General features: G+C 39.9%; 20 protein-coding genes and 3 pseudogenes. 10 read left to right on the forward strand and 13 right to left on the reverse strand.

Translation table 11 applies throughout. The features are described 5' to 3' along the window. Positions 1-23 precede the first annotated feature (23 nt). Positions 24-775: pseudogene (locus tag MKL35_RS16415) on the forward strand (IS5 family transposase). Positions 776-789: 14 nt separating this feature from the next. On the opposite strand, the pseudogene MKL35_RS16420 reads toward MKL35_RS16415, so the two are convergent. The 4 genes and pseudogenes from MKL35_RS16420 to pncB all read right to left on the reverse strand — a co-directional run. After that, positions 790-1,062, reverse strand: a pseudogene (locus MKL35_RS16420) (hypothetical protein); the annotation flags it as partial. Between the two features lie 136 nt (positions 1,063-1,198). Beyond that, entirely contained in the window at positions 1,199-2,050 is an 852-nt protein-coding gene (gene asd / locus MKL35_RS16425; RefSeq protein WP_032011067.1) for an archaetidylserine decarboxylase, read from the reverse strand. Further along, entirely contained in the window at positions 2,047-2,895 is an 849-nt protein-coding gene (locus MKL35_RS16430) for a sulfurtransferase (protein ID WP_016805735.1), read from the reverse strand. The genes asd and MKL35_RS16430 overlap by 4 nt, the downstream gene beginning before the upstream one ends. 150 nt (positions 2,896-3,045) lie before the next feature. Next, complete coding sequence (gene pncB / locus MKL35_RS16435; protein WP_004711411.1) at positions 3,046-4,260, reverse strand: nicotinate phosphoribosyltransferase; 1,215 nt, start codon at positions 4,258-4,260, stop codon at positions 3,046-3,048. Positions 4,261-4,428: 168 nt separating this feature from the next. Between pncB and dtd the strand changes: the two genes are divergently transcribed. Beyond that, complete coding sequence (gene dtd / locus MKL35_RS16440; RefSeq protein WP_001202028.1) at positions 4,429-4,872, forward strand: D-aminoacyl-tRNA deacylase; 444 nt, start codon at positions 4,429-4,431, stop codon at positions 4,870-4,872. Positions 4,873-4,911: 39 nt separating this feature from the next. Here the strand turns inward: dtd and MKL35_RS16445 are convergent, their stop codons facing one another. The 3 genes from MKL35_RS16445 to serB all read right to left on the reverse strand — a co-directional run bounded on the left by MKL35_RS16445 (position 4,912) and on the right by serB (position 7,613). Further along, on the reverse strand, positions 4,912-5,391 hold the full coding sequence (locus tag MKL35_RS16445) for a hypothetical protein (RefSeq protein ID WP_002053983.1): 480 nt from the start codon (positions 5,389-5,391) through the stop codon (positions 4,912-4,914). 253 nt (positions 5,392-5,644) lie between these two features. After that, positions 5,645-5,980: a ciprofloxacin tolerance protein AciT gene (gene aciT, locus MKL35_RS16450; protein WP_002054010.1), complete on the reverse strand. Its 336-nt coding sequence runs from the start codon at positions 5,978-5,980 to the stop codon at positions 5,645-5,647. 409 nt (positions 5,981-6,389) lie between these two features. Beyond that, a complete protein-coding gene (serB, locus tag MKL35_RS16455) occupies positions 6,390-7,613 on the reverse strand; it encodes a phosphoserine phosphatase SerB (RefSeq protein WP_004711408.1) in 1,224 nt (407 codons plus the stop codon). 59 nt (positions 7,614-7,672) lie between these two features. On the opposite strand from serB, the gene MKL35_RS16460 reads away from it, so the two are divergent. From MKL35_RS16460 to glmS, 8 genes are all read left to right on the forward strand, one after another. After that, on the forward strand, positions 7,673-8,980 hold the full coding sequence (locus MKL35_RS16460; RefSeq protein ID WP_081404432.1) for a hypothetical protein: 1,308 nt from the start codon (positions 7,673-7,675) through the stop codon (positions 8,978-8,980). Between the two features lie 239 nt (positions 8,981-9,219). Then, a complete protein-coding gene (gene ribBA, locus MKL35_RS16465) occupies positions 9,220-10,341 on the forward strand; it encodes a bifunctional 3,4-dihydroxy-2-butanone-4-phosphate synthase/GTP cyclohydrolase II (protein WP_002053756.1) in 1,122 nt (373 codons plus the stop codon). Between the two features lie 11 nt (positions 10,342-10,352). After that, complete coding sequence (ribH, locus tag MKL35_RS16470; protein ID WP_001007829.1) at positions 10,353-10,823, forward strand: 6,7-dimethyl-8-ribityllumazine synthase; 471 nt, start codon at positions 10,353-10,355, stop codon at positions 10,821-10,823. 3 nt (positions 10,824-10,826) lie between these two features. Beyond that, positions 10,827-11,276, forward strand: a complete 450-nt coding sequence (gene nusB, locus MKL35_RS16475; protein WP_002053850.1) for a transcription antitermination factor NusB — start codon at positions 10,827-10,829, stop codon at positions 11,274-11,276. A 15-nt stretch (positions 11,277-11,291) separates the two neighbouring features. Continuing rightward, positions 11,292-12,209, forward strand: coding sequence for a thiamine-phosphate kinase (gene thiL / locus MKL35_RS16480; RefSeq protein WP_032011072.1), 918 nt, complete (start codon positions 11,292-11,294; stop codon positions 12,207-12,209). After that, the gene (locus MKL35_RS16485) at positions 12,187-12,720 is read left to right on the forward strand and encodes a phosphatidylglycerophosphatase A family protein (RefSeq protein WP_032011073.1); all 534 of its coding nucleotides are present in this window, start codon (positions 12,187-12,189) and stop codon (positions 12,718-12,720) included. The genes thiL and MKL35_RS16485 overlap by 23 nt, the downstream gene beginning before the upstream one ends. An 8-nt stretch (positions 12,721-12,728) precedes the next feature. Beyond that, positions 12,729-14,093 carry a bifunctional UDP-N-acetylglucosamine diphosphorylase/glucosamine-1-phosphate N-acetyltransferase GlmU gene (gene glmU / locus MKL35_RS16490; RefSeq protein WP_032011075.1) on the forward strand — a complete coding sequence of 455 codons (1,365 nt, stop codon included), beginning with the start codon at positions 12,729-12,731 and terminating at the stop codon, positions 14,091-14,093. A gap of 12 nt (positions 14,094-14,105) precedes the next feature. Continuing rightward, positions 14,106-15,944: a glutamine--fructose-6-phosphate transaminase (isomerizing) gene (gene glmS, locus MKL35_RS16495; protein ID WP_002053990.1), complete on the forward strand. Its 1,839-nt coding sequence runs from the start codon at positions 14,106-14,108 to the stop codon at positions 15,942-15,944. A gap of 201 nt (positions 15,945-16,145) precedes the next feature. Here glmS and MKL35_RS16500 read toward each other — a convergent pair. From MKL35_RS16500 to hutI, 6 genes and pseudogenes are all read right to left on the reverse strand, one after another. After that, positions 16,146-16,440: pseudogene (locus tag MKL35_RS16500) on the reverse strand (hypothetical protein). Positions 16,441-17,156: 716 nt separating this feature from the next. Then, positions 17,157-17,957 (reverse strand): glutamate racemase, encoded by an 801-nt coding sequence (gene murI, locus MKL35_RS16505; protein WP_032011093.1) that lies wholly within the window; start codon positions 17,955-17,957, stop codon positions 17,157-17,159. 23 nt (positions 17,958-17,980) lie between these two features. After that, positions 17,981-18,619, reverse strand: coding sequence for an HAD family hydrolase (locus tag MKL35_RS16510; protein WP_004711385.1), 639 nt, complete (start codon positions 18,617-18,619; stop codon positions 17,981-17,983). Between the two features lie 99 nt (positions 18,620-18,718). Beyond that, on the reverse strand, positions 18,719-20,545 hold the full coding sequence (locus MKL35_RS16515) for a DUF885 domain-containing protein (protein ID WP_032011095.1): 1,827 nt from the start codon (positions 20,543-20,545) through the stop codon (positions 18,719-18,721). A gap of 253 nt (positions 20,546-20,798) precedes the next feature. Beyond that, positions 20,799-21,719, reverse strand: a complete 921-nt coding sequence (gene hutG / locus MKL35_RS16520; RefSeq protein WP_032011097.1) for a formimidoylglutamase — start codon at positions 21,717-21,719, stop codon at positions 20,799-20,801. Positions 21,720-21,729: 10 nt separating this feature from the next. Then, positions 21,730-22,935: an imidazolonepropionase gene (gene hutI, locus MKL35_RS16525; RefSeq protein WP_032011099.1), complete on the reverse strand. Its 1,206-nt coding sequence runs from the start codon at positions 22,933-22,935 to the stop codon at positions 21,730-21,732. Positions 22,936-22,945: the final 10 nt, after the last annotated feature.

The raw sequence follows: 22,945 nt of genomic DNA on the forward strand, positions 1-22,945 counted from the left end.
ACTGATTAATTTATAATAGTACTATGGATAGATACATACTTACTGATGCCCAATGGGCAAAAATGGAACCTTTTTGCCTAGGTAAAGTGACCGATCGAGGTCGTAGTGGAAAAGATAATCGATTATTTTTAGAAGCAGTCCTTTGGATTGCCCGTACAGGCAGTCCATGGCGTGATCTACCTGCTCATTTTGGTAAATGGAATACCGTCTTTAAAAGATACCGTGATTGGGTGAAAGCTGGTGTATTTGAAACTATTTTTGCATCTGTAAATGAAGATGTTGATTTGGAATACGCCATGATTGATGGAACGATTGTTAAAGTTCATCGACATGGGCAAGGTGCAAAAGGGGGACTTTCAAACAGTCTATAGGTAGATCTCGAGGTGGAATGACCTGTAAAATTCTTGCCTTAGTGGATAGTCTAGGCAACCTCATTAAGTTTCGATTAATGCCTGGTCAATATCACGATTTAGTAGAAACCAAACCTTTAATCGAAGATGTTGATTTTCAGGCATTACTAGCGGATAAAGCATTTGATGCAGATTGGCTCATCCAAGAACTCAATGAACGTAAAGTGAAAGTGGTGATCCCACCTAAATCTAATCGAAAAGTAATGAGAGCATTTGATACGATTATGTATAAATGGCGTCATCTCATTGAAAACTATTTCTGTAAGTTAAAAGAATTTAAACGTATAGCGATGCGTAGTTGTAAAACAGATACGAGTTTTGAAGCCATGATTCAATTGTGCGCGAGTTTAATTAACTCTCGGTAATTCTCAACAGACCCTAGAGAAATAATCATTTTTTCAAATGGTAAATTCATAAAACGAGTTGCTGCGCAAAAAGCATAAAAAGAAAAAATACAAAGAATAAAACCTACAGCTATAGCCATAAGATTCGGGTACCAATGCCCTTTTTCGACCATCTGAACAATACTTTTCCCAGCCCCCAAAAACCGAAAACCATTTGCTCCCCAAAACACACAAATAAAATGAAGTAACGCGGCCACAAAAGTCAAAACCGAAGCAAAATATAAGCTAATGATAGGAGTTGGGGACATTTTATTCTCTTAGTAAGTATTTATAATGAGTTGAAAATTTATTTACTGATAAACATTATATTTAAAAATAGAGTTAATTATAAAAATGTGTATAAAAAAAGAGAGCAGATGCTCTCTTTTTTATATTATTTATGAGTTAAATCGTGTGACCCATACGTTCGCCCATGACAACAACTGACTCGGCTTTAAAACGTTTTTCCCACTCGATTTTATCTTTTTCAAATAAAATAATAGCAGTAGAACCCAAATAAAAACGACCAAGCTCCGCACCTTTTTCTAACTTCAACTCATGATGTTGTAATTCGATACGACCCGATGGTTTTACTTTACCTGTTGCTACAGTTTCAATACCTGCAACAATCATAGCGCCGACCAAAACAACAGCCATACGACCAAGCTCAGTATCAAACAAGCAAACCATACGCTCATTACGGGCAAATAAACCCGGTACATTTTCAGCAGTCACCTGATTTACTGAAAATAACTCACCCGGTACATATAAAGTTTCAGTTAATGTGCCTGAAAATGGCATATGAACACGGTGATAATCACGTGGAGACAAATAAACCGTTGCAAACTCGCCTTCTTGGAAAGGTTGAGCAAGTTGTGGGTCACCAATTAATTTTTCTACAGAGAAACTTTGGCCTTTTGCCTGAAAAACTTCGCCAGCAGTAATTTTACCAATTTGTGAAATAGCGCCATCTGCTGGTGAAACAATACTATCTGGGTTTTCATCAACCAGTCGTACGCCATCTTTCAATGCACGAGTAAAGAAATCATTAAAAGATTTATATTTAAGTGCATTGCCTTGTTCAGCAATCGACAAGTCAATACCGTATTTGGTTTTAAATGCATGAATAACCGCAGCTTTTAATACCGGATTTTCACTTGCAGCAACTTTACCCACCACACGGCTTAACTGATGCTGAGGAACAAGATTTTGTGCCTTAATAAATAATTCTTTTTTTAAGCGAGATGTAAAACTCAAGACGGCGATTCTCCAGTAATGATAGGACTATCGAGGCGATTGCCCCATTCACTCCACGCACCATCATAGGCTTTTGCTTCCCAACCCAAAAGTCTAGCCAAAATATAGGCCAAACCAGAACGGTGATGTGACTGGCAGTATACGACTACAGGTTGTTTTAAATCGAACCCAAGTTGTTCAAGACGCTGCCGCGTGCGTTCAAGCGGATGCAATTTTAGATGATTTTGTCGATTAAGTGCAGTACTCCATTCAAAATGGAGTGCATTTGGGATGTGACCACCGCGTCGCGCTGCTAAACGAACACCGCTGTACTCATCAATCGTTCTGCAATCCCACAATTGAATGCTTTCTTGTTCAACCTGTTTACGTAATTCTTCATAGTTCACTCGGAACTGTGCAGCATGTGATAAATCAATCTGGATTAAATCATCAACTCGAGGCAGTTCTTCAACCTCAGCTGTAGTCGGTAAACCTGCCCCAAGCCATGCATGAATACCGCCATTAATTAAACTCGTACGTGTAAATCCTAAGCAATGCAAATTCCAGATTAAACGTCCTGCCCATGCTCCACCTTCATCATCGTAGACCACTACATGGTGATTTGGTGAAATATTTAATTTTTCAATGAGGGCTTGTAAACCTGCTTCATCTGGCAAAATACCAGTGGCTTCTTCATGCTGAGCGACCAACCATTTAGGCTGTAAATGAATTGCATGTGGAATATGGAGCTGCTCATAAACTGATGCACGACTCAAATCTACAATACGGATATATTCATTACCTAAATAAGGCACTAACTCTTCTGCTTCTATTAATAAATCGAGTTTAAAATCAGGGAGTGTCATCGTCATGGTTACTTTTTATACCAGCTTAATTTCATCTTAGCATAAGCTTATATCTATCAAACTCTGATTTTCTGCTACCGTTTAGCAGAAAATCAGATATAAACATTCACAAGCGTTAAGTAGCTGCCAAACTGTCAGACTACATTGTGATTAAACAGCTTCATCAAGTTCTTCAATTTGGAAAACCTGACGTAAATAAGCCAAGAACGTATCGTTATCAGTCATGGTTTTGCCAGGGCTATCCGAAATTTTGGCAACCGACTGACCATTACACTCAACCAGTTTCAATACAATATTGAGCGGTGTTTGGCCCATGTCATTGGTCAAATTCGTACCAATACCGAAACTCACCTGAAAACGGTCTTTGAAATATTGATGTAGCTCCCAAGCCTTTGGCAAATTAAGGCCATCACTAAAGGTCAACATTTTGGTTTTGGTGTCAATTTTTAATTTACGGTAGTGCGCATAAGCCTTATCACCCCATTCATATGGGTCACCACTGTCATGACGTAAGCCATCAAATAGTTTGGCAAAATACAGGTCAAAATCTCTTAAGAAAGCGTCCATACCAACAACGTCGGTCAAAGCAATTCCTAAGTCTCCACGGTACTCCTGTACCCATGTTTCTAAAGCAGCTTTTTGAAAATCACGTAAACGGACATCAAGCGCCTGAAACGCCTGCAAGAATTCATGTGCCATGGTTCCAATTGGCGTGATATTTAATTCTTTAGCCAGCAAAACATTACTCGTTCCACGGAATACATTTGGCACAGTTTTATGAAATGCAGCAACTACATGTTTTTGCCATTCAAAACTATACCGACGGCGTGTACCAAAATCAGAAACTAAAAATGGAGGATCATTCGGCTGTTGAGATTTTTCGTACTGCTGAATCAATTCAAGCTTTGCTTGTAAACGTCGTTCGCCTTCCGCCCAAACTTCGTCTGTTTTAATGCGGCTAAAATATAATTCATTTACAATCGCTAAAACAAAAATCTCGAACATCATGGCCTGAACCATTGGCCCTTCAATCCGAATATCTAGTCGACCTTCATTATCAATACTGGCCTGAATAAAACGTCGTTTAAGTTGGAATAATTCTAAATAATCGACAAAGTCGCTTTTAATAAAGCGTAATTTTCTTAAATATTGTAGTTCGTCTTCTTTATATTTGAGATTACATAAATGGTCGAGTTGCTCGTTTAAGTCATCCAAAATATCCACTAATGGATAAACAGTATCTTCTAAATTTCTGCAACGAAAATGGTAGACACTATGTGTTTGCGGGAATTTATGCAAAACCACTTGTAGCATCGTAAATTTGTACAAGTCTGTATCAAGTAAAGAATGGATAATTGGAGACATAGTCAATGATTATTCGCTTGCTTCTTAGCATTAAAGCATATTTTTATAGATGAATTATGAGCTTTTATACCATTGTTGCAACTCCATGAAATTTCCTTTTAAAAATCATTTAAATTAATTTCTGCTAAACTGCATCAATTCAAATAATTGCAGAAACTCTCTCTAACAATGCGCGCTTTAATACAACGAGTTCTTGAAGCTAAAGTGGTGGTAGACGGTGAAACGACCGGTGAAATCCAGAATGGCTTATTGGTTTTTTTAGGAATTGGCCGAGACGATACTTTAGCCATAGGTCAGAAGCTTATCGATAAAATTTTGAAATATCGTATTTTTGATGATGAGCAAGGCAAAATGGGCTGGAATGTATCACAAGCAAATGGCGGAGTCCTACTTGTTTCTCAGTTCACGCTCATGGCACAAACCCAAAAAGGCTTACGTCCAGACTTTGGTCCAGCCATGCCACCGAGCGACGCAAAAGCGCTCTATGAACAGTTAGTTGAATATACCCGTTCACAGTTTGAAAATGTTCAAACAGGTATTTTTGCTGCTGATATGAAAGTACACCTCATTAATGATGGGCCTGTCACTTTCAATTTAGAAGTTGAAGCATAGATATAAAAAAACTCCCGATCGGGAGTTTTTTATTAGGTCTTAACGACCAGTCTTTTCTTTAATAAAGGCACGTGCCTGACGTACTTTATCTTTTACTGGTTTAGGTAATTTTGGTGGAATCAATTTAGCTGCCTGATTAAACCAAACAAGTAGGCTGAAATCACCTTCCATTTTGATACTACCCTCTTGCATACCCGTCATGAATGCAGTTGGGTCGCCTTTAAGTAAGGTTTTTACACCTTGTTCACTATCTGCAAACTGCAAAATAAAGTCAGCTTTTTCAGGTGAACCAGCGACTGTATCAATATGGCCATGGTTAATAATAATTTGGCGAGCCACACCTAAATCAGTACCAATTTGAATGCGGAATGCGCGGTCATGCACTAGCTCAATAAACTTAGGACTTGTACGTGCCAACTGTTTCATACGCAGTGCCAAACCTGCTACCAATAAATCTAACGGGTCTGTACTGACATCAACAAGTGGTAACTTGACTACAGGTATAGAAGAAAGTTTCATGAACATTCACGCCTATTGTATTTTTATGAAAACCTTGGGGCAAAACTCAGCAAGGGCTCCCCATTGCCTGTTTTGTGCATCGACTGATGATATTCTAATTGGCAACGCAATCTATATATGAAACGTCAACAGACCAGCCTATCGTAGCATAACTGGCTATTTTTTAATAAATGCTTTGTATAATAAAAATCATGTTTTCGTAAATAAAAAAGGCATGCTGTGCATACCTTTTTACCGTTAGATAACAATTTAATTATCGGCTAGAACATTGCTGCTGATCATCTTCATATACTGGCGTATGTTCTATATATTGGCGATTTGCCAAAGCCTTCTGTGCCTGTTTATCCTCACGTAATAAAATAAATGTGACCATTACCATCGCTAGACTTAGTGCAGTTAAATAACTATATGTGACTGGCATTTCAAAAGTGACTTGAACTCCAAAACGGACCACTTCCAATAGCCCCCAAAAAAACATCCCTGCAAGCATAAAACCAAGCCAACGACGGTAAGGAGAAAAGAACACAGCAACAAGCGCGACAGCAATTAAGCTGAGTCCGGCGATAGCGGCAAAATTCGCTGTTACCATAGAAACCTCCGTCTTAATGAAAACGTCTAAAAACATTCGGTCTGAACACCAGACCTCATTCCAAAAACAACTTTAATTCATGATTTGTGTTGAAGCTTAGAAAGCATTATGGATGTTTTTTTTTAGAAAAAAAGACCTGTTATTTGTCGAAGCGACATACTTTGTCGCAACATTCTTTTGTCATTACATTTTTGCAAATTTAAAAAAGTTCTACTTCCTATATGGCGTCAATTCTGGCGTGTCATTACAAAAAACTATGCTGTTTTTTTGCCTCAAAATAAGTTTTTTTCAGTTTTTTTTATTGCCTTTTTTCTGTGCATCATTTTGTCATAACTTGCTTGTTTTTATGACTATTCTGCATAAAAAAAGCGCTACTCTTGAGCAGCGCTTAATGATTGTTCAGTATTATTTAGGCACGGCTTAAATCTTTGTCATGCATACCGAGTAAATACAAGACACCATCTAACCCAACGCTTGAAATCGCCTGATTGGCATTTTGACGAACAAGCGGTTTAGCACGATATGCCACGCCAAGACCCGCAATCGCAAGCATCGGTAAATCATTTGCGCCATCGCCGACAGCCATTGCCTGTTCTAGTGAAATACCAAGTTTGTTGGCAAGCTCACGCAGCAACTCTGCTTTACGCGCACCATCAACAATTACACCTTTCACTTCACCTGTTACAACGCCATCTTGTACATCTAAAACGTTGGCATGAACTTCATCAATACCTAATTTAGCTTGTAAATATTCAGCAAAATACTGGAAACCACCAGATAAAATTGCCGTTTTATATCCAAGTGCTTTTAAAGTCGAAATAAGGCGTTCCGCACCTTCAGTAATGGTCAAACGCTCAGCGATTTTAGGTAAAACAGATGCATCAAGACCCTTTAATAATGCAACACGTGCACGGAAACTTTGTTGGAAGTCCAACTCACCTTGCATTGCTCTTTCAGTAATTTCAGCAACTTGCGCGCCTACCCCTGCTTCAAGCGCCAATTCATCAATCACTTCTTGTTCAATTAAAGTTGAATCCATATCGAAACACACTAAACGGCGATTACGTCGATAAGCGTTGTCTTCTTGAACAGCAACATCAATATTTAATTCGCTTGAAAGAAGTAAACAAGCAGCACGCATCGCTTGTGCATCTAAAGTTGGACCACTGCTTAAACCAAACTGTACGCAAGCACGACGAGGCAAGGTACTGTCTTTTTCAAGGTCTACACGGCCCGATAAACGGGTGACAGTTTCAATGTTAAAGCCTTGTGTAGACACAATTTGTGTAACTGCTTGTAAATGTGCAGCAGTCAGTTCAGGCGCTAAAGCAGTGACGATATAACGGGTTCGTCCACCTTCGCTTACCCATTGATCGTATTCTGTGCCCGAGATTGGTTTAAAGCGCACTGTTAAGCCAATATCATGTGCTAAAATCAAAATCTCTTTCATTGCCAACGCTGTCGCAGTTTCATTTTCAGAGGCGACCACGATGCCCAATGTCAGTTGATTATGAATAACGGCCTGACCTACATCCAGTATTTGCAATGAATGTACGGATAGTACTTGCATTAATCGGGTAAACTGGTTTGGTTGGTCCGGTCCTAAAAAGGATATAAGAATGATTTCTCGCATGAATTGACTCTAGTCTGAGTGACAACTATTGTAAGAATCATAATCGAATTTCAATATAATTGCCTTGGAAGTTTAACTTGATTGCGCCTAGACAAGGGCTATTTGCTAGCCTACTGATCATTAGTTTTGCATTGCATACCTTTTTATTGGTGATTGCAACGACACACCAGCTCAATGAAAACCGTGCGAGTCAAGGTCAGCTCATGACCAGTCAACTCGTAGCAGACAGCTTATCTGAGCTTGAGCCTGCCAATACGGTATCTTTGGCGCTTATTGCCAATCGCTATGCGACCAATCCAAGTGTGGCATCTATTCGTATTCTTGATGCCAATAAACAAGTCCTAGCGACAAGCGGCATGTCAAAAACTCGCGAAGGCGAAGTTTTTGTTCGTGATGCTCTTCAAAACGAGAAGAAAGTCGGTTCTATTGAAATTACGCTTATTCAACCAAGTATTGGGGAAATTCTTCGTACCCAATGGCTTGCGATTTTAGCTTCACTGTTCCTACATATTTTATTATGGCTTGCTTACCGTGCTATCGCTCGTCCAACCCGTAGCGAATACTTGGCCCGTATTAACGAAGAAAATCGTTTAAAACATGAGATTCAAGAGTTAACTCAAGCACTCGCACTAGAAAAGCAAAATACAGTGACCTTGGTCGCACAAGCTCAGCAGCAAGCTAAAGCTAAACCACTGGTTCGTACACAACCAGAAAAGAGCGCTGAGTCTCCAGATCAAGATACCTTGGCACTTAATATTCAGTTTTATGACCCTAAACAGTTGTTAAGTAGCGTTAACCAGTCTGTTTCTGTTCCTTACTTTAAACTTTGTCAGCTCTTTTTAAATAAAAGTATTGAGCTATGCACGAAGCATTATCATTTAAAGTCTACAGATATTGAGGTAGTAGATGAGTTCCATGCCGAAGGCGCAACACTCGCAATCTCAACTTCACATGCACACGCTGTAGAGTGCCTACTTATGGTAGGTACAGTGTTCCAATTACTGTCAGACGTTTTATATAAACGTTATCGTGAAGATAAACGCTTTGCACTGCAAACCCGTAGTGCCGTGTGTCATGCTGTAGAAGCAATGCAAATTGATGCCAAAGAAGCTGCTCAGCGTTTAGCACAACATCTTCACGCGAAAGAATCTGCACTTTATCTTGATAATGATCAGCTTAAAGCGATTCAAGACAGCTATCAGCTTGTTGCTATGCCAAACCCAAGTAATGTTATGACTCGCCATGCATTTATGATTAACGGCATGAATGCTGAATGTGCAGAGCTTGCGCAAAATATTCGAACTGAAATTTTGATGGGCAAAAAATCAATTCCACAAAATGATAGCCCAAGTAGTGCAGCTTCTTAAAAGTCTTTGTGCGCATTTAAACCTAGCCTTTTGGCTAGGTTTTTTTTATTTAAATTCATGGTATTTAGTTTAAATAATTTTATTCTCTTATGATTTATTCAGATAAATAAATCCAGATCTATTATGTCTCGTTATAAATTTGGATAAATCAGAATCATAGGCAAAATTCTATAAACAGCGTAAACTATGCGAAATTTATTCAATAGAAATTGTCTTACGACAAAAAAAGGTGAAAGCGAATGCCGCTGAGTCGTGTTGAAGATCTTGTCGCCGATATTCGTGCAGGCAAAATGGTTATTTTGATGGATGACGAAGATCGCGAAAATGAAGGTGATCTTGTCATGGCAGCAACGCATGTTCGTCCTGAAGATATTAACTTCATGATTACACATGCACGTGGTCTAGTTTGCCTAACGTTAAGCCGTGAGCGCTGTAAACAGTTAAATCTTCCTTTGATGGTTGATCAAAATGGTGCTCAGCATAGTACAAACTTTACGTTATCGATCGAAGCAGCTGAAGGTATTACAACGGGTATTTCAGCAGCAGAGCGTGCACATACAATTCAAACGGCTGTCGCAGCGCATGCAAAACCAAGCGATATCGTACAACCGGGCCACATTTTCCCACTCATGGCTCAGCCAGGTGGTGTTTTACACCGTGCAGGTCATACCGAAGCAGGCTGTGATTTAACACGTCTAGCGGGCTTTGAACCTGCATCTGTGATTTGTGAAATCATCAATGAAGATGGCACAATGGCACGCCGTGCAGATTTAGAAATTTTTGCCGAGAAGCATGGCCTAAAAATTGGTACAATTGCCGACTTAATTCACTACCGTATGACGAATGAGCAAACTGTAGAACGTCTGGATCAAAAAACGATTCAAACAGAATACGGATCATTTGAGCTCTATCGCTATCGCGAGATCGGTAACCCGGACATTCATTTGGCTTTAGTTAAAGGCGAGCCAAAAGAAGGTGTTACAACGGTACGTGTACACGGTTTCAGCCCAATTCGTGATTTGCTTAAGCTGAATAAGGCTGACGGCGAACCTGCTTGGAATCTTGACCGTGCACTACAGACGATCGCAGCAAGTGATCGCGGCGTTTTAGTCTGGATCGGGCAAGATCATTTGCAAGACTTGGGACCAGCGTTGGATGATTTAAACAAGCCAAAACCGGTGAAATCCAATGCAGCACTTTCACACCAATATCAAACGATTGGTGTAGGTGCTCAAATTTTGCGTGACTTAGGTGTTGAAAAAATGAAGCTTCTGAGCTCACCATTACGTTTCAATGCCTTATCTGGCTTTAATTTAGAAGTAGTGGAATATGTCACTGCTGATCAAATCACAACGAAATAATCGAGGTTGCTATGGCAATTCGCCGTATTGAAGGTTTATTACATCTCGCAAGCGAAGGTCGTTATGCGATTTTAGTGGGTCGTTTCAACAGCTTTGTTGTTGAACACTTATTGGAAGGCGCGATCGACACATTAAAACGTCACGGCGTAAATGAAGATAACATTACTGTTATTCACGCTCCTGGCGCATGGGAACTCCCGATCGTTGCTAAAAAATTAGCTACATCAAACCAGTTTGACGCCATCATTGCTCTTGGTGCAGTGATTCGCGGTAGCACGCCTCACTTTGACTTTGTTGCTGGTGAATGTGCAAAAGGTTTAGGTGTAGTTGCGTTAGAAAGCAGCTTGCCTGTTATCAATGGTGTATTAACTACTGACAGCATCGAGCAAGCAATCGAACGCTCAGGTACAAAAGCAGGAAACAAAGGTAGCGAAGCTGCTTTAACTGCAATTGAAATGGTTAATTTATTAAAGGCAATTTAAAGCATGTCTCAAACACTGCAAGCCGCTTATGCAGCAAAACGCAAAGCACGTCGTTTTGCTGTACAAGGTATTTATGAATGGCAAATGAGTCACAACCCTGTACACGAAATTGAAGCACGTACCCGTGCTGAAAATGCAATGCACAAGGTCGACTTAAGCTATTATCACGAACTACTTACTCAAGTCATCGCTCAGCACGAAGACCTTGATGCGTTACTTATTCCGGTACTTGACCGTGAAATTGACGCACTTGATGGTGTAGAGCTTGCGACTTTACGTTTAGGTGCTTACGAGTTACGTGATCATTTAGAAATTCCATACCGTGTGGTACTTGATGAAGCAATCGAACTCGCTAAACATTTTGGCGGAGCAGACAGTCATAAATACATCAATGGTGTATTAGACCGCCTAAGTTCGACACTGCGTAGCGCAGAAAAACAACAAGCAAACTAATAGGCTTGGTGTTCTATGGCTGAGTTTTCAATTATTGACCAGTACTTTAATCGGCAGTCAAACTCCGATGTCGCGCTTGGTATTGGTGATGACTCAGCCTTAATTACTCCCCCTCCAAATCAACAACTGGTGATCTGTGCAGATACACTTGTTGCTGGACGTCATTTCCCTCTTGAAACCTCACCTCATGCGATTGGCTGGAAAAGTGTTGCTGTAAATCTTTCAGATATTGCTGCAATGGGTGCCAAACCGCACAGTATTTTACTAGCAATCAGCTTGCCTCAAGTTGACCATGAGTGGCTTAAAGGGTTTAGTCAGGGAATCTATGACTGTTGTAATCAGTTTGGTGTTGCCTTAATTGGTGGAGATACCACTCAAGGCCCACATCTCACCATTACCGTCACAGCCATGGGCTGGATTGAAACCGGAAAAGCCGTGTTACGTTCAGGCGCAAAAGTTGGTGATTATGTTTGTGTGAGCGGACAGGTAGGTGATGCAGCCTACGGTTTACAGCACTTAGGCCATCCTCTACAGCAAAGACTCGACTATCCGACACCACGCTGTCAGCTTGGAGAAGAGCTAAAAGGCCTTGCCTCTAGCATGATTGATGTGTCAGATGGCTTAGCGCAAGATTTAGGACATATTTTAAAAGCATCCAAGGTTGGAGCCCGACTCGTCTTGGAAAAATTACCTGTTGACCCTGTATTGCAACAATTAAAAGAACAACAACGTTGGCAGTATGCACTTGCAGGTGGTGATGACTACGAATTATGTTTTACAATAACACCGCAAAATTATGGAAAACTTTTGCAAAAACAACTGGACGTTAAGATTACAATGATCGGACAGATCGTTGAGCAAACAAAACTAACTTTTGAGCATTTGGGTTCAGATTACCCATTGCAAATTCATGGATACCAACACTTTGCATAAACCGCCGATTCATTTTAAGAACATGTCTTGGTTCAACCGCTGCATCGTTTTCTGTGGGGTTGGTTTTGGATCTGGTCTCGCTCCTAAAGCACCCGGTACTTTTGGCTCTGCTTTTGCCTTACTTTTCATTCCTATCTGGTTATCTCTCGGATTTACCTTAAGTTTAATCGCTATTCTCATCATGTCCTTGGTGGGAATTTATATTTGTGGTCAAACGGCAAAAGTCCTTGATGTTCATGATGATGGGCGAATTGTTTGGGATGAATTTGCAGGACAATCAATTACTCTTCTGCCTTTAATATTTTTTAATATAATGTCGTTACAATGGGCACTAATTGGTTTTTGCTTATTCCGCCTGTTTGATGTTTGGAAACCTTGGCCAATCCATGTTGCCGACCAGAAAGTTGCTGGCGGTTTCGGAATTATGCTGGATGACATCATTGCAGGGCTTTGGGCGGCACTCTGTATCATCATATTTATTACTTTCTGGGGCGTAACGCCATTTAAGTAGGTTTACTCATGTCAACTACCGTCATTATCCTAGCTGCAGGCAAAGGAACGCGAATGCGTTCACAACTACCTAAAGTATTGCAACCTTTAGCTGGTCGCCCACTCCTAGGACATGTTATTAAGACAGCAAAACAACTATTAGCAGAAAATATCATTACCATTTATGGACATGGCGGCGATCACGTAAAACAGACGTTTGCACAAGAAAACATTCAATGGGTTGAACAAGCAGAACAATTAGGTACAGGTCATGCTGTACAAATGACTTTACCGGTACTTCCTAAAGACGGTATTTCATTAATTTTATACGGTGATGTTCCTTTAGTCCGTCAAACAACGCTAGAGCAACTTGTTGAAGTATCAAGTAAAACCGGTATTGGCATGATTACTTTACATGTCGACAACCCAACAGGTTATGGCCGTATTGTTCGCCAAGACGGAAAAATTCAAGCGATTGTTGAACATAAAGATGCAACTGATGCTCAGCGCCAAATTCAAGAAATCAACACAGGTATTTACTGTGTCAGCAATGCAAAACTTCATGAATGGTTACCTAAGCTTTCTAATGAAAACGCGCAAGGTGAATACTATTTAACTGACATCGTTGCGATGGCAGTTGCAGATGGCTTAGAAATTGCCTCCATTCAGCCAGAACTGGCTTTTGAAGTTGAAGGGGTTAATGACCGCTTACAACTTGCGACACTTGAGCGCGATTTTCAGCAACAGCAAGCAAAAGAACTTATGCAACAAGGCGTAACTTTTGCCGACCCTGCTCGTTTCGATTTACGTGGTTCTGTGAAAGTTGGTCACGATGTTCGTATTGACGTAAATGTCATTATTGAAGGTGACTGTGAACTCGGTGACTTTGTAGAAATCGGTGCTGGTTGTATTTTGAAAAATACAAAAATTGCAGCGGGAACCAAAGTTCAGCCTTATAGCGTTTTTGATGGTGCAATTGTTGGTGAAAACACCCAAATTGGTCCATTTGCACGCTTACGCCCAGGCGCTAAATTGGCAAACGAAGTACACATTGGTAACTTTGTTGAAGTCAAAAACACAACCATTGGTCTTGGCAGTAAAGCCAATCATTTCACCTACTTAGGTGATGCCGAGATCGGTGCCGATTCAAATATTGGGGCAGGTACAATTACCTGCAATTATGATGGTGCAAATAAACACAAAACCACTATTGGCGATGCAGTCTTTATCGGTTCTAATAGCTCGCTGGTTGCGCCTGTGACTATTGGAAATGGAGCAACAGTCGGTGCGGGTTCTGTGATTACGAAAGATGTGGCTGAACAAAGTCTCTCCTTTGAACGTGCTCAACAAATTTCTAAGGCAAATTATCAACGTCCCCAAAAGCGTGAAAAATAAGAGGATTGAATTATGTGTGGTATCGTCGGAGGCGTTGCAGAGCGTTGTGTAACCGAAATTTTAATTGAAGGTTTAAAACGTCTTGAATATCGCGGTTATGATTCAGCAGGCGTTGCTGTACTGAATAATGAAGAAGTTTTACGTGAGCGTCGTGTAGGTAAGGTGATTAATCTTGCCGATGCAGTTGCTGATCAGCAGCTCACTGGGGTAGTTGGTATTGCTCATACACGTTGGGCAACACATGGTAAACCAACTGAAAATAATGCTCACCCGCACATGTCGGGTAAAGTGGCAGTCGTTCACAACGGTATTATCGAAAACTATCAAGAGCTTAAAGATGATCTTCAAGCTTTAGGATATGTATTTACCTCTCAAACAGATACAGAAGTTGTCGCTCACTTAGTTGCAGAAGCACTAAAAAGCACTGACAGCTTACTTGAAGCAGTACAATCTGTTGTTCCTCAGCTTAAAGGTGCATATGCACTGGGTATTATTCATAGCGATTACCCAGATGAGTTAATCACTGTACGCGAAGGTTCACCACTTGTGATTGGTGTAGGTATTGGTGAGAACTTTATTAGTTCAGACCAACTTGCGCTTTTACCTGTGACTAACCGTTTTATGTATTTAGAAGAAGGTGATATTGCTCGCCTGACTCGTACTTCAATTGAAGTATTTGCAAACGGTGAACTTGTTGAACGTCCAGTGAAAGAGCTTGACGCAACGGTAAGCAATGCTTCAAAAGGTGAATACAAGCACTACATGCTCAAAGAGATTTATGAGCAACCAGAAGCAATTAAACAAACGATTTCTCAAGCACTGGATGGCAACAGCTTACGCGAAGACTTCTTGCAAAATGCTGAAGCAGACTTTAGCAAAGTTCAAAGCGTACAGATTATTGCATGTGGTACAAGCTATCACTCAGGCATGATCGCGAAATATTGGTTTGAACAACTGATTGGCGTGCCTTGCCAAGTTGAAATCGCAAGTGAATTCCGCTATCGCACACCTGTGATTGTTGAAAATACGCTCTATATCTGTATTTCTCAATCAGGTGAAACAGCCGATACTTTAGCTGCATTACGTGAAACTCAAAAACGTGCCAAAGCAAACAATATCGATATTCAAACTTTGACTATCTGTAACGTTGCGACGTCTTCAATGGTACGTGAAACTGATCACCACTTATTGACCCTTGCGGGGCCTGAAATTGGTGTTGCATCAACTAAAGCGTTCACTACTCAGCTTGCTGCACTTATGCTACTCGTCTTAAAAATTGGACAAGTAAAACAGCGTATTAGCAATGTCATGATTGAAGAGATTGCTCGCGAATTGTGGCACAGCCCGAAAGTAATTCTTGATACGCTTAAGAATGATGCTGAAATTTTACGTTTATCAGAATTGTTTGTTGAAAAACAACACTGTTTATTCTTAGGCCGCGGCACACATTATCCAATCGCTTTGGAAGGTGCGTTAAAGCTTAAAGAAATTTCATATATTCACGCAGAAGGTTATGCGGCTGGTGAGTTAAAACATGGGCCATTGGCACTTGTTGATACTGAAATGCCAATCGTGATTCTTGCGCCAAACGATGAAATGCTTGATAAGCTTAAGTCAAATATGGAAGAAGTTCAGGCGCGTGGCGGTGAATTATTCGTATTCGCTGATGAAAATAGCGGCGTAGTTGAAAAAGATCGTCAACACGTTGTACAAATTCCGGCAGTAAACGAATGGCTTGCTCCAATCATTTATAGCGTACCAGTTCAGTTGTTGTCTTATCACGTTGCTGTATTACGTGGTACAGACGTTGACCAGCCACGTAACTTGGCGAAGTCAGTAACTGTAGAGTAATTCAAAAAAGATCATTATTAAGGCATCACTTGCTTTAATAACTGATTGATTAAGCCCGATATGTAACGCATATCGGGCTTTTTTATTGCGTTCATACCAGAACATAAAGGACACTCCGCTAGGCCCCTATGTCACAACAGACTTTTACTTTTGCGCTGATTTAAAAGCTTGAGACATCATTGCGACACAGAGATAAAGGAGCTAAGCGAACTTAGCCCATTTCAGTTTTGTCGCAGCGTTGAATGCTGCTAAACAAGTTAGGGGCAAAGTCCTGTGGGAGAACAGGACTTTGCAAACTGGTGTGTTTTAAACGTTGCATGGTTTGAGGCGAATACACCTGTGCAAGCTGTTGGCAAATACAATCGCAACTGGCTTGCATGTGTTCACCTGACAAACAAATTCTTTTAAATTCCTGCTGGGCATTGGCATCATCATTGGTAATACTGTAAGCACCGACCACAAGATTTAAAATCAATATAAATTTATGAAGTTTCATATTATTCTCATGATTATTTGTATCTTTAAATAAAATAAAAATATAATCCGATTAAATATTAAAATAATTTTTAGACAATAATTAATCCTCCCACAAACATAGGAAAATAAAATAATTAAAATTTTAAAATAGAAATAATTTATAAATTTAAAAATCAGGTCGCAAAAAACCTAAACTTTAAATAAATAAAATAATTAATTAAGAGAGAAAATGAGTTTGAATAATGGCATGGCCAACTCCTTAAAAATGGAGTTCTACCACCAGATTACCGCGAACTAATTTAGGGTGGTAGAACGAAAGAGGGTTGACAGACTGGTCTAGCGATCAGCACGCGCGTACGCGTCCCCCTTCCGCCCTACCATAGAGAAAAAGGGGGCACAAAGGTTCCACAAGGGAAATACTGAGGAAGTATAACCCATACGCTAGACTCGGTCTGTCAAAACCGGCTGGCAATGTAGGCCAGCAACGAGATAATAATCGGTGATTTTAATTACGTCAATTTATTTTAATGAAAAAGTTTAAATATAATCATTTTATTCATATTTAAATAATATTATCCCTCTTATTATATTTATGGCTTTTAATTAAATTTAAAATATAAACTTGGGTTATATATATTTAGTTAATAAAATAGATTAATCCGTTAATTTTAATTTAATAGTCTATATAAAAATATAAGATGATAAGCAAACACCTCTTATCATCTTTTCTAGAGTTTAATTTTCTATAGCTTTTACGGGTAAACGCGTACCTAACAAAGAAAAAGTAACGTCCGCAACTTCTAACGGGTCTGAACTGGTCCAAATAATATGATTTCCCTCATTTGGACTTTCAGAACTTAAATGATACTGATTGAGCTGCCGTATTAATTGGGCTGTTACAGCTTCGGAAGGCTCAATAATTTGAATATCACGCCCTACAATTTCCTGAATCGTGTCTGAGACAAATGGATAGTGCGTGCATCCTAAAATAATCGTATCGATTTTTTGCTCGACCAATGGTGCCAAAATATTTTTTAAATAATCCTTAACCTCCGCTGTATGTGCTTTGCCCGTTTCAATTTTTTCAGCCAAACCAATACATGGTACTAAAGACACTTTAATATCTTGCGCATACGTTTCAATTAAACTTTTTAAGTTTTTGCCCTTCACCGTGGTTGCCGTTGCCAAGACAGCAATATGCTTGCTCACGGTCATGGCAACCGCGGGTTTTACCGCTGGTTCTATCGCAATAAGCGGCACATTAATTTGCGCTCTAATCGTTTCAACCGCTACAGCCGTCATGGTGTTACAAGCAATCACGATCGCTTTGCATTTACCTTGAGCAACTAAGTTTGAAATTAAATGCGTGGTTCGTGAAACAATCCAGTCGCTTTCTCTGTCTCCATAAGGGACATATTTCGAGTCGGCGAAATAGATAATGTCTTCATTCGGAAGAGCCTCTCGAATATGCTTAAAGAGAGACAACCCGCCTAAACCAGAGTCAATCATTCCAATCGGGTTGTTATTGTTATTCATGGTTTGTCCTGCATTTCATATATTTAGAAAAATTCTTTCATGGTTGCCAAGTCTGTTAGCACGACTTTGGGTTGAATGGTTTTTAATTTTTCGGCCGATGTATAACCCCAACCTACCGCAGCAAAATCAATGCCTGCTTTATGTGCAGCTTCGCCATCGGTGGTTTGGTCGCCGACATAAATGGCATGGTTTTTACTTACATCCAAAATGTTGAGAACACGCGTTATCCGCTTCGCTTTGCCAAATATAGACGAGCCGCCATCAATATGACTAAAAAGCTCACAGAGTTCTTTACCCAGTACATTTTGACAGTTTTCTTTAGAGTTTGAAGTAATAATTGCGAGCGTATATCCACGCTTATGCAGTTCAATTAAGTGGTCCCGCATACCTTCAAACAAATGAATTTCTTCATCTCTTTCTTTCATTAACTGAATAAAATCTTTCGCAATCCAAGGCAGTTTCCATCGAGAGACATTCATCTCTTTCATAATTTCTCTAGGCGTAAGTTGTTTGTAGTACTCGACTTCGTGAAGGCTTACCGATTTAAACTTATACTTTGCGGAAAGTTGATTTAAAACGCTTAGAAAAAAATGAAAGGAGTCGGCTAAAGTGCCATCTAAATCAAAAATAATAGCCTGATATTGTTTTAGGTTTTTTTCCATTTCTAGTTTCGAAAATATATTTTTTATTATTATATTCTGTTTTCTATTGGTTTTTAAATCAGGCCCAACGAGGACCTGACCTAAATTTCAAATTTTATTTTAAGCTGCCGCTTTTTGTTCCTTTATCCAATTTTTAATACGGGCATCAAGTATATTTAAAGGCAGTGTTCCTGCATTTAAAACCATGTCATGGAAGGTTTTAATATCAAAACGGTCGCCAAGCTCATGTTTGGCGAGCTCTCGTAGCTCTAAAATTTTGAGTTGGCCCATTTTGTATGCCAATGCTTGTGCAGGAATAGCAATATAGCGATCTGCCTCTGCCTGAATATCTGGTTCATCTAAAGCTGAGTGTTCTCGCATAAAATCAATCATTTGCTGACGCGTCCATTTTTTATAATGTACGCCAGTATCAACCACTAGACGACAAGCACGGAACAACTCACTCGATAGTCTTCCATAGTCTGAAAGTGGGTCTTTATAGAAACCAACATCTTTACCTAGTTGCTCTGCGTAAAGTGCCCATCCTTCTATATAGGCAGTATGGTTAGGCTGCTTTCGGAACATCGGCAAATTTGGCAGATTTTGGGCAATATCAATCTGCATATGGTGGCCGGGAATTGCCTCATGGTAAGCGGTTGCTTCCATTGATATTTTAGAACGTTCAGAGAAGTCGCCAGTATTTACATAAACTTGTCCGGGGCGTGAACCATCAGGTGTGCCTTGGTGATACTCCGCACCTGCCGCTTCTTTTTCTCGATATTGCTCTACAGGTAAAACTTCGACTTTATTTTTTGGCAATAAACCAAACAGCTTCGGCAACTCTGGTTGCATTTGGGCAATATATCCACGATAAATCTCTAAAATTTCTTCACGAGATTTTGGGAAAACAGCGGGATTTGTTTTTAAGGATTGTTGGAAACTTTTTAAGTCATTAAAACCTTGTGCTTTCGCAATTTTCAGCATTTCCGCTTCTATACGAGCAACTTCTTTTAACCCGAGCTGATGAATATTTTCAGGGCTCTCTAGCGTTGTCGTATTGTTTTCTACATAAAAACGATAAAGCTCGTCACCATTTGGCAAGCTCCATATACCCTCGTGTTGTCGTCCATGGGGTAAGTAATCTTTCTGAATAAACGTACCGAGTTTTTGATAAGCGGGGCGAACATTCTGATCTATGGCCTGTAGTATTTCACGGCTTAAACGTTCTTGTTCTGCTTTAGAAATGTTGTTTGGAAATTGCTTTAATGGAGAAGCAAATACACTGTCTTTCCCTGCTGGAGCTGCAATGCTATCAATCTGCTTTGCCACCTTTTCAATTAAATACTTGGGCGGCATCAACCCGTCTTTTTGCCCTTGTTTCGCTAACTGAATACCTTGATCAAGAATAAGAGGAATTTGTTTTAAACGAGCAATATAGTCTTGATATTGTTTAGTATTATTAAATGGAATCGAACTAATAAATCCCGGAAATTGTAAATGTAGCCCCCACATTTGATTAAAAGGCATCTCATACAATTTCAAATCATAATTTTTAAGAGTTTCTTTCAACTGATAAATCATTAAATCTTTATTTAATTGATCAGTTGCTGAAAACCCTGTGCTATCAATCGCTTCAAAACGTTTTAAAAAATTTTGAGTAGTTTTTTTATCTTTCTCAATCTGATTTTTTGAAGACTCGGTCCATCGATCGTTGTAGCGTAAATCGCCTAAAGTCGTTGCAGTTTCAGGATTATTTTTCAAAGTATATTCCCATTGTTCTTGTAAAAGCTGATTTAAAGCTTTCACCCGAACAGAGACATCACTGTTTTGCTTAGATTGTGATTTTTCGATGGTATTTGTATTTATTTCGGGGGTTGTAGCATTAGACGAATGAGACATCCAAAATAAAACACTGATACAAGCAAAATGTAAGGTTCTGTTTTTCATTTAATTATCCAAACATATTTAACGAAGTTTAAAATATAGACAAAACAAATTACGTGCCAAGCAGCCTATAAAATAGTGTAAAAATCGAGTATTTTTTTAACTCAATGATTTTATAAATTAATTTTCTTTTTAATTAAATTATTTATAGTTGCTATCTATATTCCCTATTTGACTTTAATTTACCAGAAAGTCAAAAAAAGCGCACATGAGCGATCTCAGTGCACTTTTTCATTTCTACATTAAAAATTGTTTCTCAAGAAAACAAATATTGATAAACAATATACGCAGCCAGTTTTGCTGTTCGATTGTCCAAATCAAATTTTGGATTGCACTCAGCAATATCTAGAAGTTTGATTTTGCCAGTCTCTTGAATATGCTTAAAAATTGCTTCAAAAGTCGCTAAATCAATTCCTTTTACGGCTGGCGCACTGACCCCCGGTGCAACCGCAGCCGCGAAGACATCTAAATCAATCGTAACGTACAAGCAGTCTACTTTTTCAATAAAAGCGTCAACCGCCGCGAGCACGTTTGGTAGGTTAAAAATATTAACCTCATGATCGCGTAAATATGAACAATTTAGCGCATCGGCTGTATCAAACAAAACTTTAGTATTGGCATGGTTGGCAACTCCAATACATAAATAATTAAATTGTTTTTGATGCTGTTCTGAAAGCCTTGCTGCTTGTAAAAAAGGTGTTCCAGAGGTGGCATGCTCTGCTTCACGCAAATCGAAATGGGCATCAAAATTAATGATGCCTATTTTTTTATCTGGCGCATGCGCTTGTATATATTGAAATAAACCGCTAAAGCTGCCAAATGCAACTTCATGTCCACCGCCCAATACAATCGGTTTTAAACCATTTTGTAGGCTGTTTGCGACTTGTTCAGCTAACTCGCTTTGTGCTTGCTCTAAATTCTCATATTCACAAGTCACCGTACCCAAATCGACCAGACTCACTGGACGATGAATCGGTAAGTTAGCAAGTTGCGCGCGGATTGCATCTGGTGCGTCGGCAGCACCGACGCGGCCTTTGTTACGTTTCACGCCTTCATCAGAGCTAAAACCAATCAGGGCAAATTCGGCATGTTGAGTTTTGTTCACAATATGGTGAATACGTTGATGTGCCTCACCCTCGCCATCATGTCGGCCTTGCCATTTAAATGTGTGATTCATGTGACACCGTTTAAAAAATAACTTCTTGTCCATGCTGAACGACTCGCTTAGGCAAATCTCCGCCAAGCCAGTAAACAATTTCAGATGGATGTTCAATATCCCAAGCCACAAAGTCAGCGACTTTACCCTGCTCCAAACTGCCATGCGTTTGCTCTAAACCGAGCGCTTGTGCGGCATGAATGGTGACACCCGCTAAAGCTTGCTCAGGTGTTAAACGGAATAATGTACTGCCCATATTCAGCATTAAACGTACAGAAAGTGCTGGAGATGTACCCGGATTTAAATCACTCGACAGCGCAATACGCACGCCATGCTTAATCAGACTTTCAATTGGTGGGTATTGTGTTTCACGCAATAAATAAAAGGCACCCGGCAATAACACAGCAACCGTACCCGACTCTGCCATGGCTTTAACATCATCTTCGGTCATATACTCTAAATGGTCAGCCGACAAAGCATGATAACGTGCTGCCAAGCTTGAGCCGCCTAGTGATGAAAGCTGTTCAGCATGAAGCTTAACGGGTAGACCCAATGATTGTGCCGTTTTAAAAACACGTTCGACCTGAGCGGGTGAAAAGGCTAAATGCTCGCAAAACGCATCTACTGCATCGACTAAACCTTCAGCATGTAGTTTAGGCAACATTTCTGTACAGATATGCTCGATATAAGCATTGCTTTGATCTTTGTACTCTGGCGGTAACGCATGGGCAGCCAAACAGGTACTTTTGACCGTCATCGGTAATTTTTCACCAATTTGACGGATTACACGCAGCATTTTGCGCTCGTTTTCGTAGTTGAGTCCGTAACCAGACTTAATTTCAATGGTGGTGACACCGTCTTGCTGCATACAGCGAATACGTTTCAGTGCTGAGTTTAATAGCTGTTCTTCGCTTGCTTCACGTGTTGCGCGTACTGTACTGGCAATACCACCACCGCTTGCTGCAATTTCAGCATAACTTACGCCTTGTAAGCGCTTTTCAAACTCAACACTACGGTTGCCACCAAAAACACTATGCGTATGACAGTCGATGAACCCTGGAGTTACCCAAGCACCATTTAAGTCAACTGTTTCGGAATAAGTGTCGGCAGGAAGTTGTTGTTGTTTTCCAATCCAGTGGATGAGATGCCCTTCGGTAACAATTGCAGCATCTTCGATATAAGAATATTGCCCATTTTGCATGGTCGCAATATGGCAGTTTTGCCAAAGTTTTTTCATTAGCCTATCC

The sequence above is a fragment of the Acinetobacter sp. AOR41_HL genome (assembly GCF_027854645.1).
Lineage (GTDB): Bacteria > Pseudomonadota > Gammaproteobacteria > Pseudomonadales > Moraxellaceae > Acinetobacter > Acinetobacter nosocomialis.

Excerpts from the sequence above, each read along its gene's own strand:
- MKL35_RS16430 (WP_016805735.1), bottom strand. The coding sequence starts at position 2,895 with ATGACACTCCCTGATTTTAAACTCGATTTATTAATAGAAGCAGAAGAG.
- pncB (WP_004711411.1), bottom strand. The coding sequence starts at position 4,260 with ATGTCTCCAATTATCCATTCTTTACTTGATACAGACTTGTACAAATTT.
- dtd (WP_001202028.1), top strand. The coding sequence starts at position 4,429 with ATGCGCGCTTTAATACAACGAGTTCTTGAAGCTAAAGTGGTGGTAGAC.
- MKL35_RS16445 (WP_002053983.1), bottom strand. The coding sequence starts at position 5,391 with ATGAAACTTTCTTCTATACCTGTAGTCAAGTTACCACTTGTTGATGTC.
- aciT (WP_002054010.1), bottom strand. The coding sequence starts at position 5,980 with ATGGTAACAGCGAATTTTGCCGCTATCGCCGGACTCAGCTTAATTGCT.
- serB (WP_004711408.1), bottom strand. The coding sequence starts at position 7,613 with ATGCGAGAAATCATTCTTATATCCTTTTTAGGACCGGACCAACCAAAC.
- ribBA (WP_002053756.1), top strand. The coding sequence starts at position 9,220 with ATGCCGCTGAGTCGTGTTGAAGATCTTGTCGCCGATATTCGTGCAGGC.
- ribH (WP_001007829.1), top strand. The coding sequence starts at position 10,353 with ATGGCAATTCGCCGTATTGAAGGTTTATTACATCTCGCAAGCGAAGGT.
- nusB (WP_002053850.1), top strand. The coding sequence starts at position 10,827 with ATGTCTCAAACACTGCAAGCCGCTTATGCAGCAAAACGCAAAGCACGT.
- thiL (WP_032011072.1), top strand. The coding sequence starts at position 11,292 with ATGGCTGAGTTTTCAATTATTGACCAGTACTTTAATCGGCAGTCAAAC.
- MKL35_RS16485 (WP_032011073.1), top strand. The coding sequence starts at position 12,187 with ATGGATACCAACACTTTGCATAAACCGCCGATTCATTTTAAGAACATG.
- glmU (WP_032011075.1), top strand. The coding sequence starts at position 12,729 with ATGTCAACTACCGTCATTATCCTAGCTGCAGGCAAAGGAACGCGAATG.
- glmS (WP_002053990.1), top strand. The coding sequence starts at position 14,106 with ATGTGTGGTATCGTCGGAGGCGTTGCAGAGCGTTGTGTAACCGAAATT.
- murI (WP_032011093.1), bottom strand. The coding sequence starts at position 17,957 with ATGAATAACAATAACAACCCGATTGGAATGATTGACTCTGGTTTAGGC.
- MKL35_RS16510 (WP_004711385.1), bottom strand. The coding sequence starts at position 18,619 with ATGGAAAAAAACCTAAAACAATATCAGGCTATTATTTTTGATTTAGAT.
- MKL35_RS16515 (WP_032011095.1), bottom strand. The coding sequence starts at position 20,545 with ATGAAAAACAGAACCTTACATTTTGCTTGTATCAGTGTTTTATTTTGG.
- hutG (WP_032011097.1), bottom strand. The coding sequence starts at position 21,719 with ATGAATCACACATTTAAATGGCAAGGCCGACATGATGGCGAGGGTGAG.
- hutI (WP_032011099.1), bottom strand. The coding sequence starts at position 22,935 with ATGAAAAAACTTTGGCAAAACTGCCATATTGCGACCATGCAAAATGGG.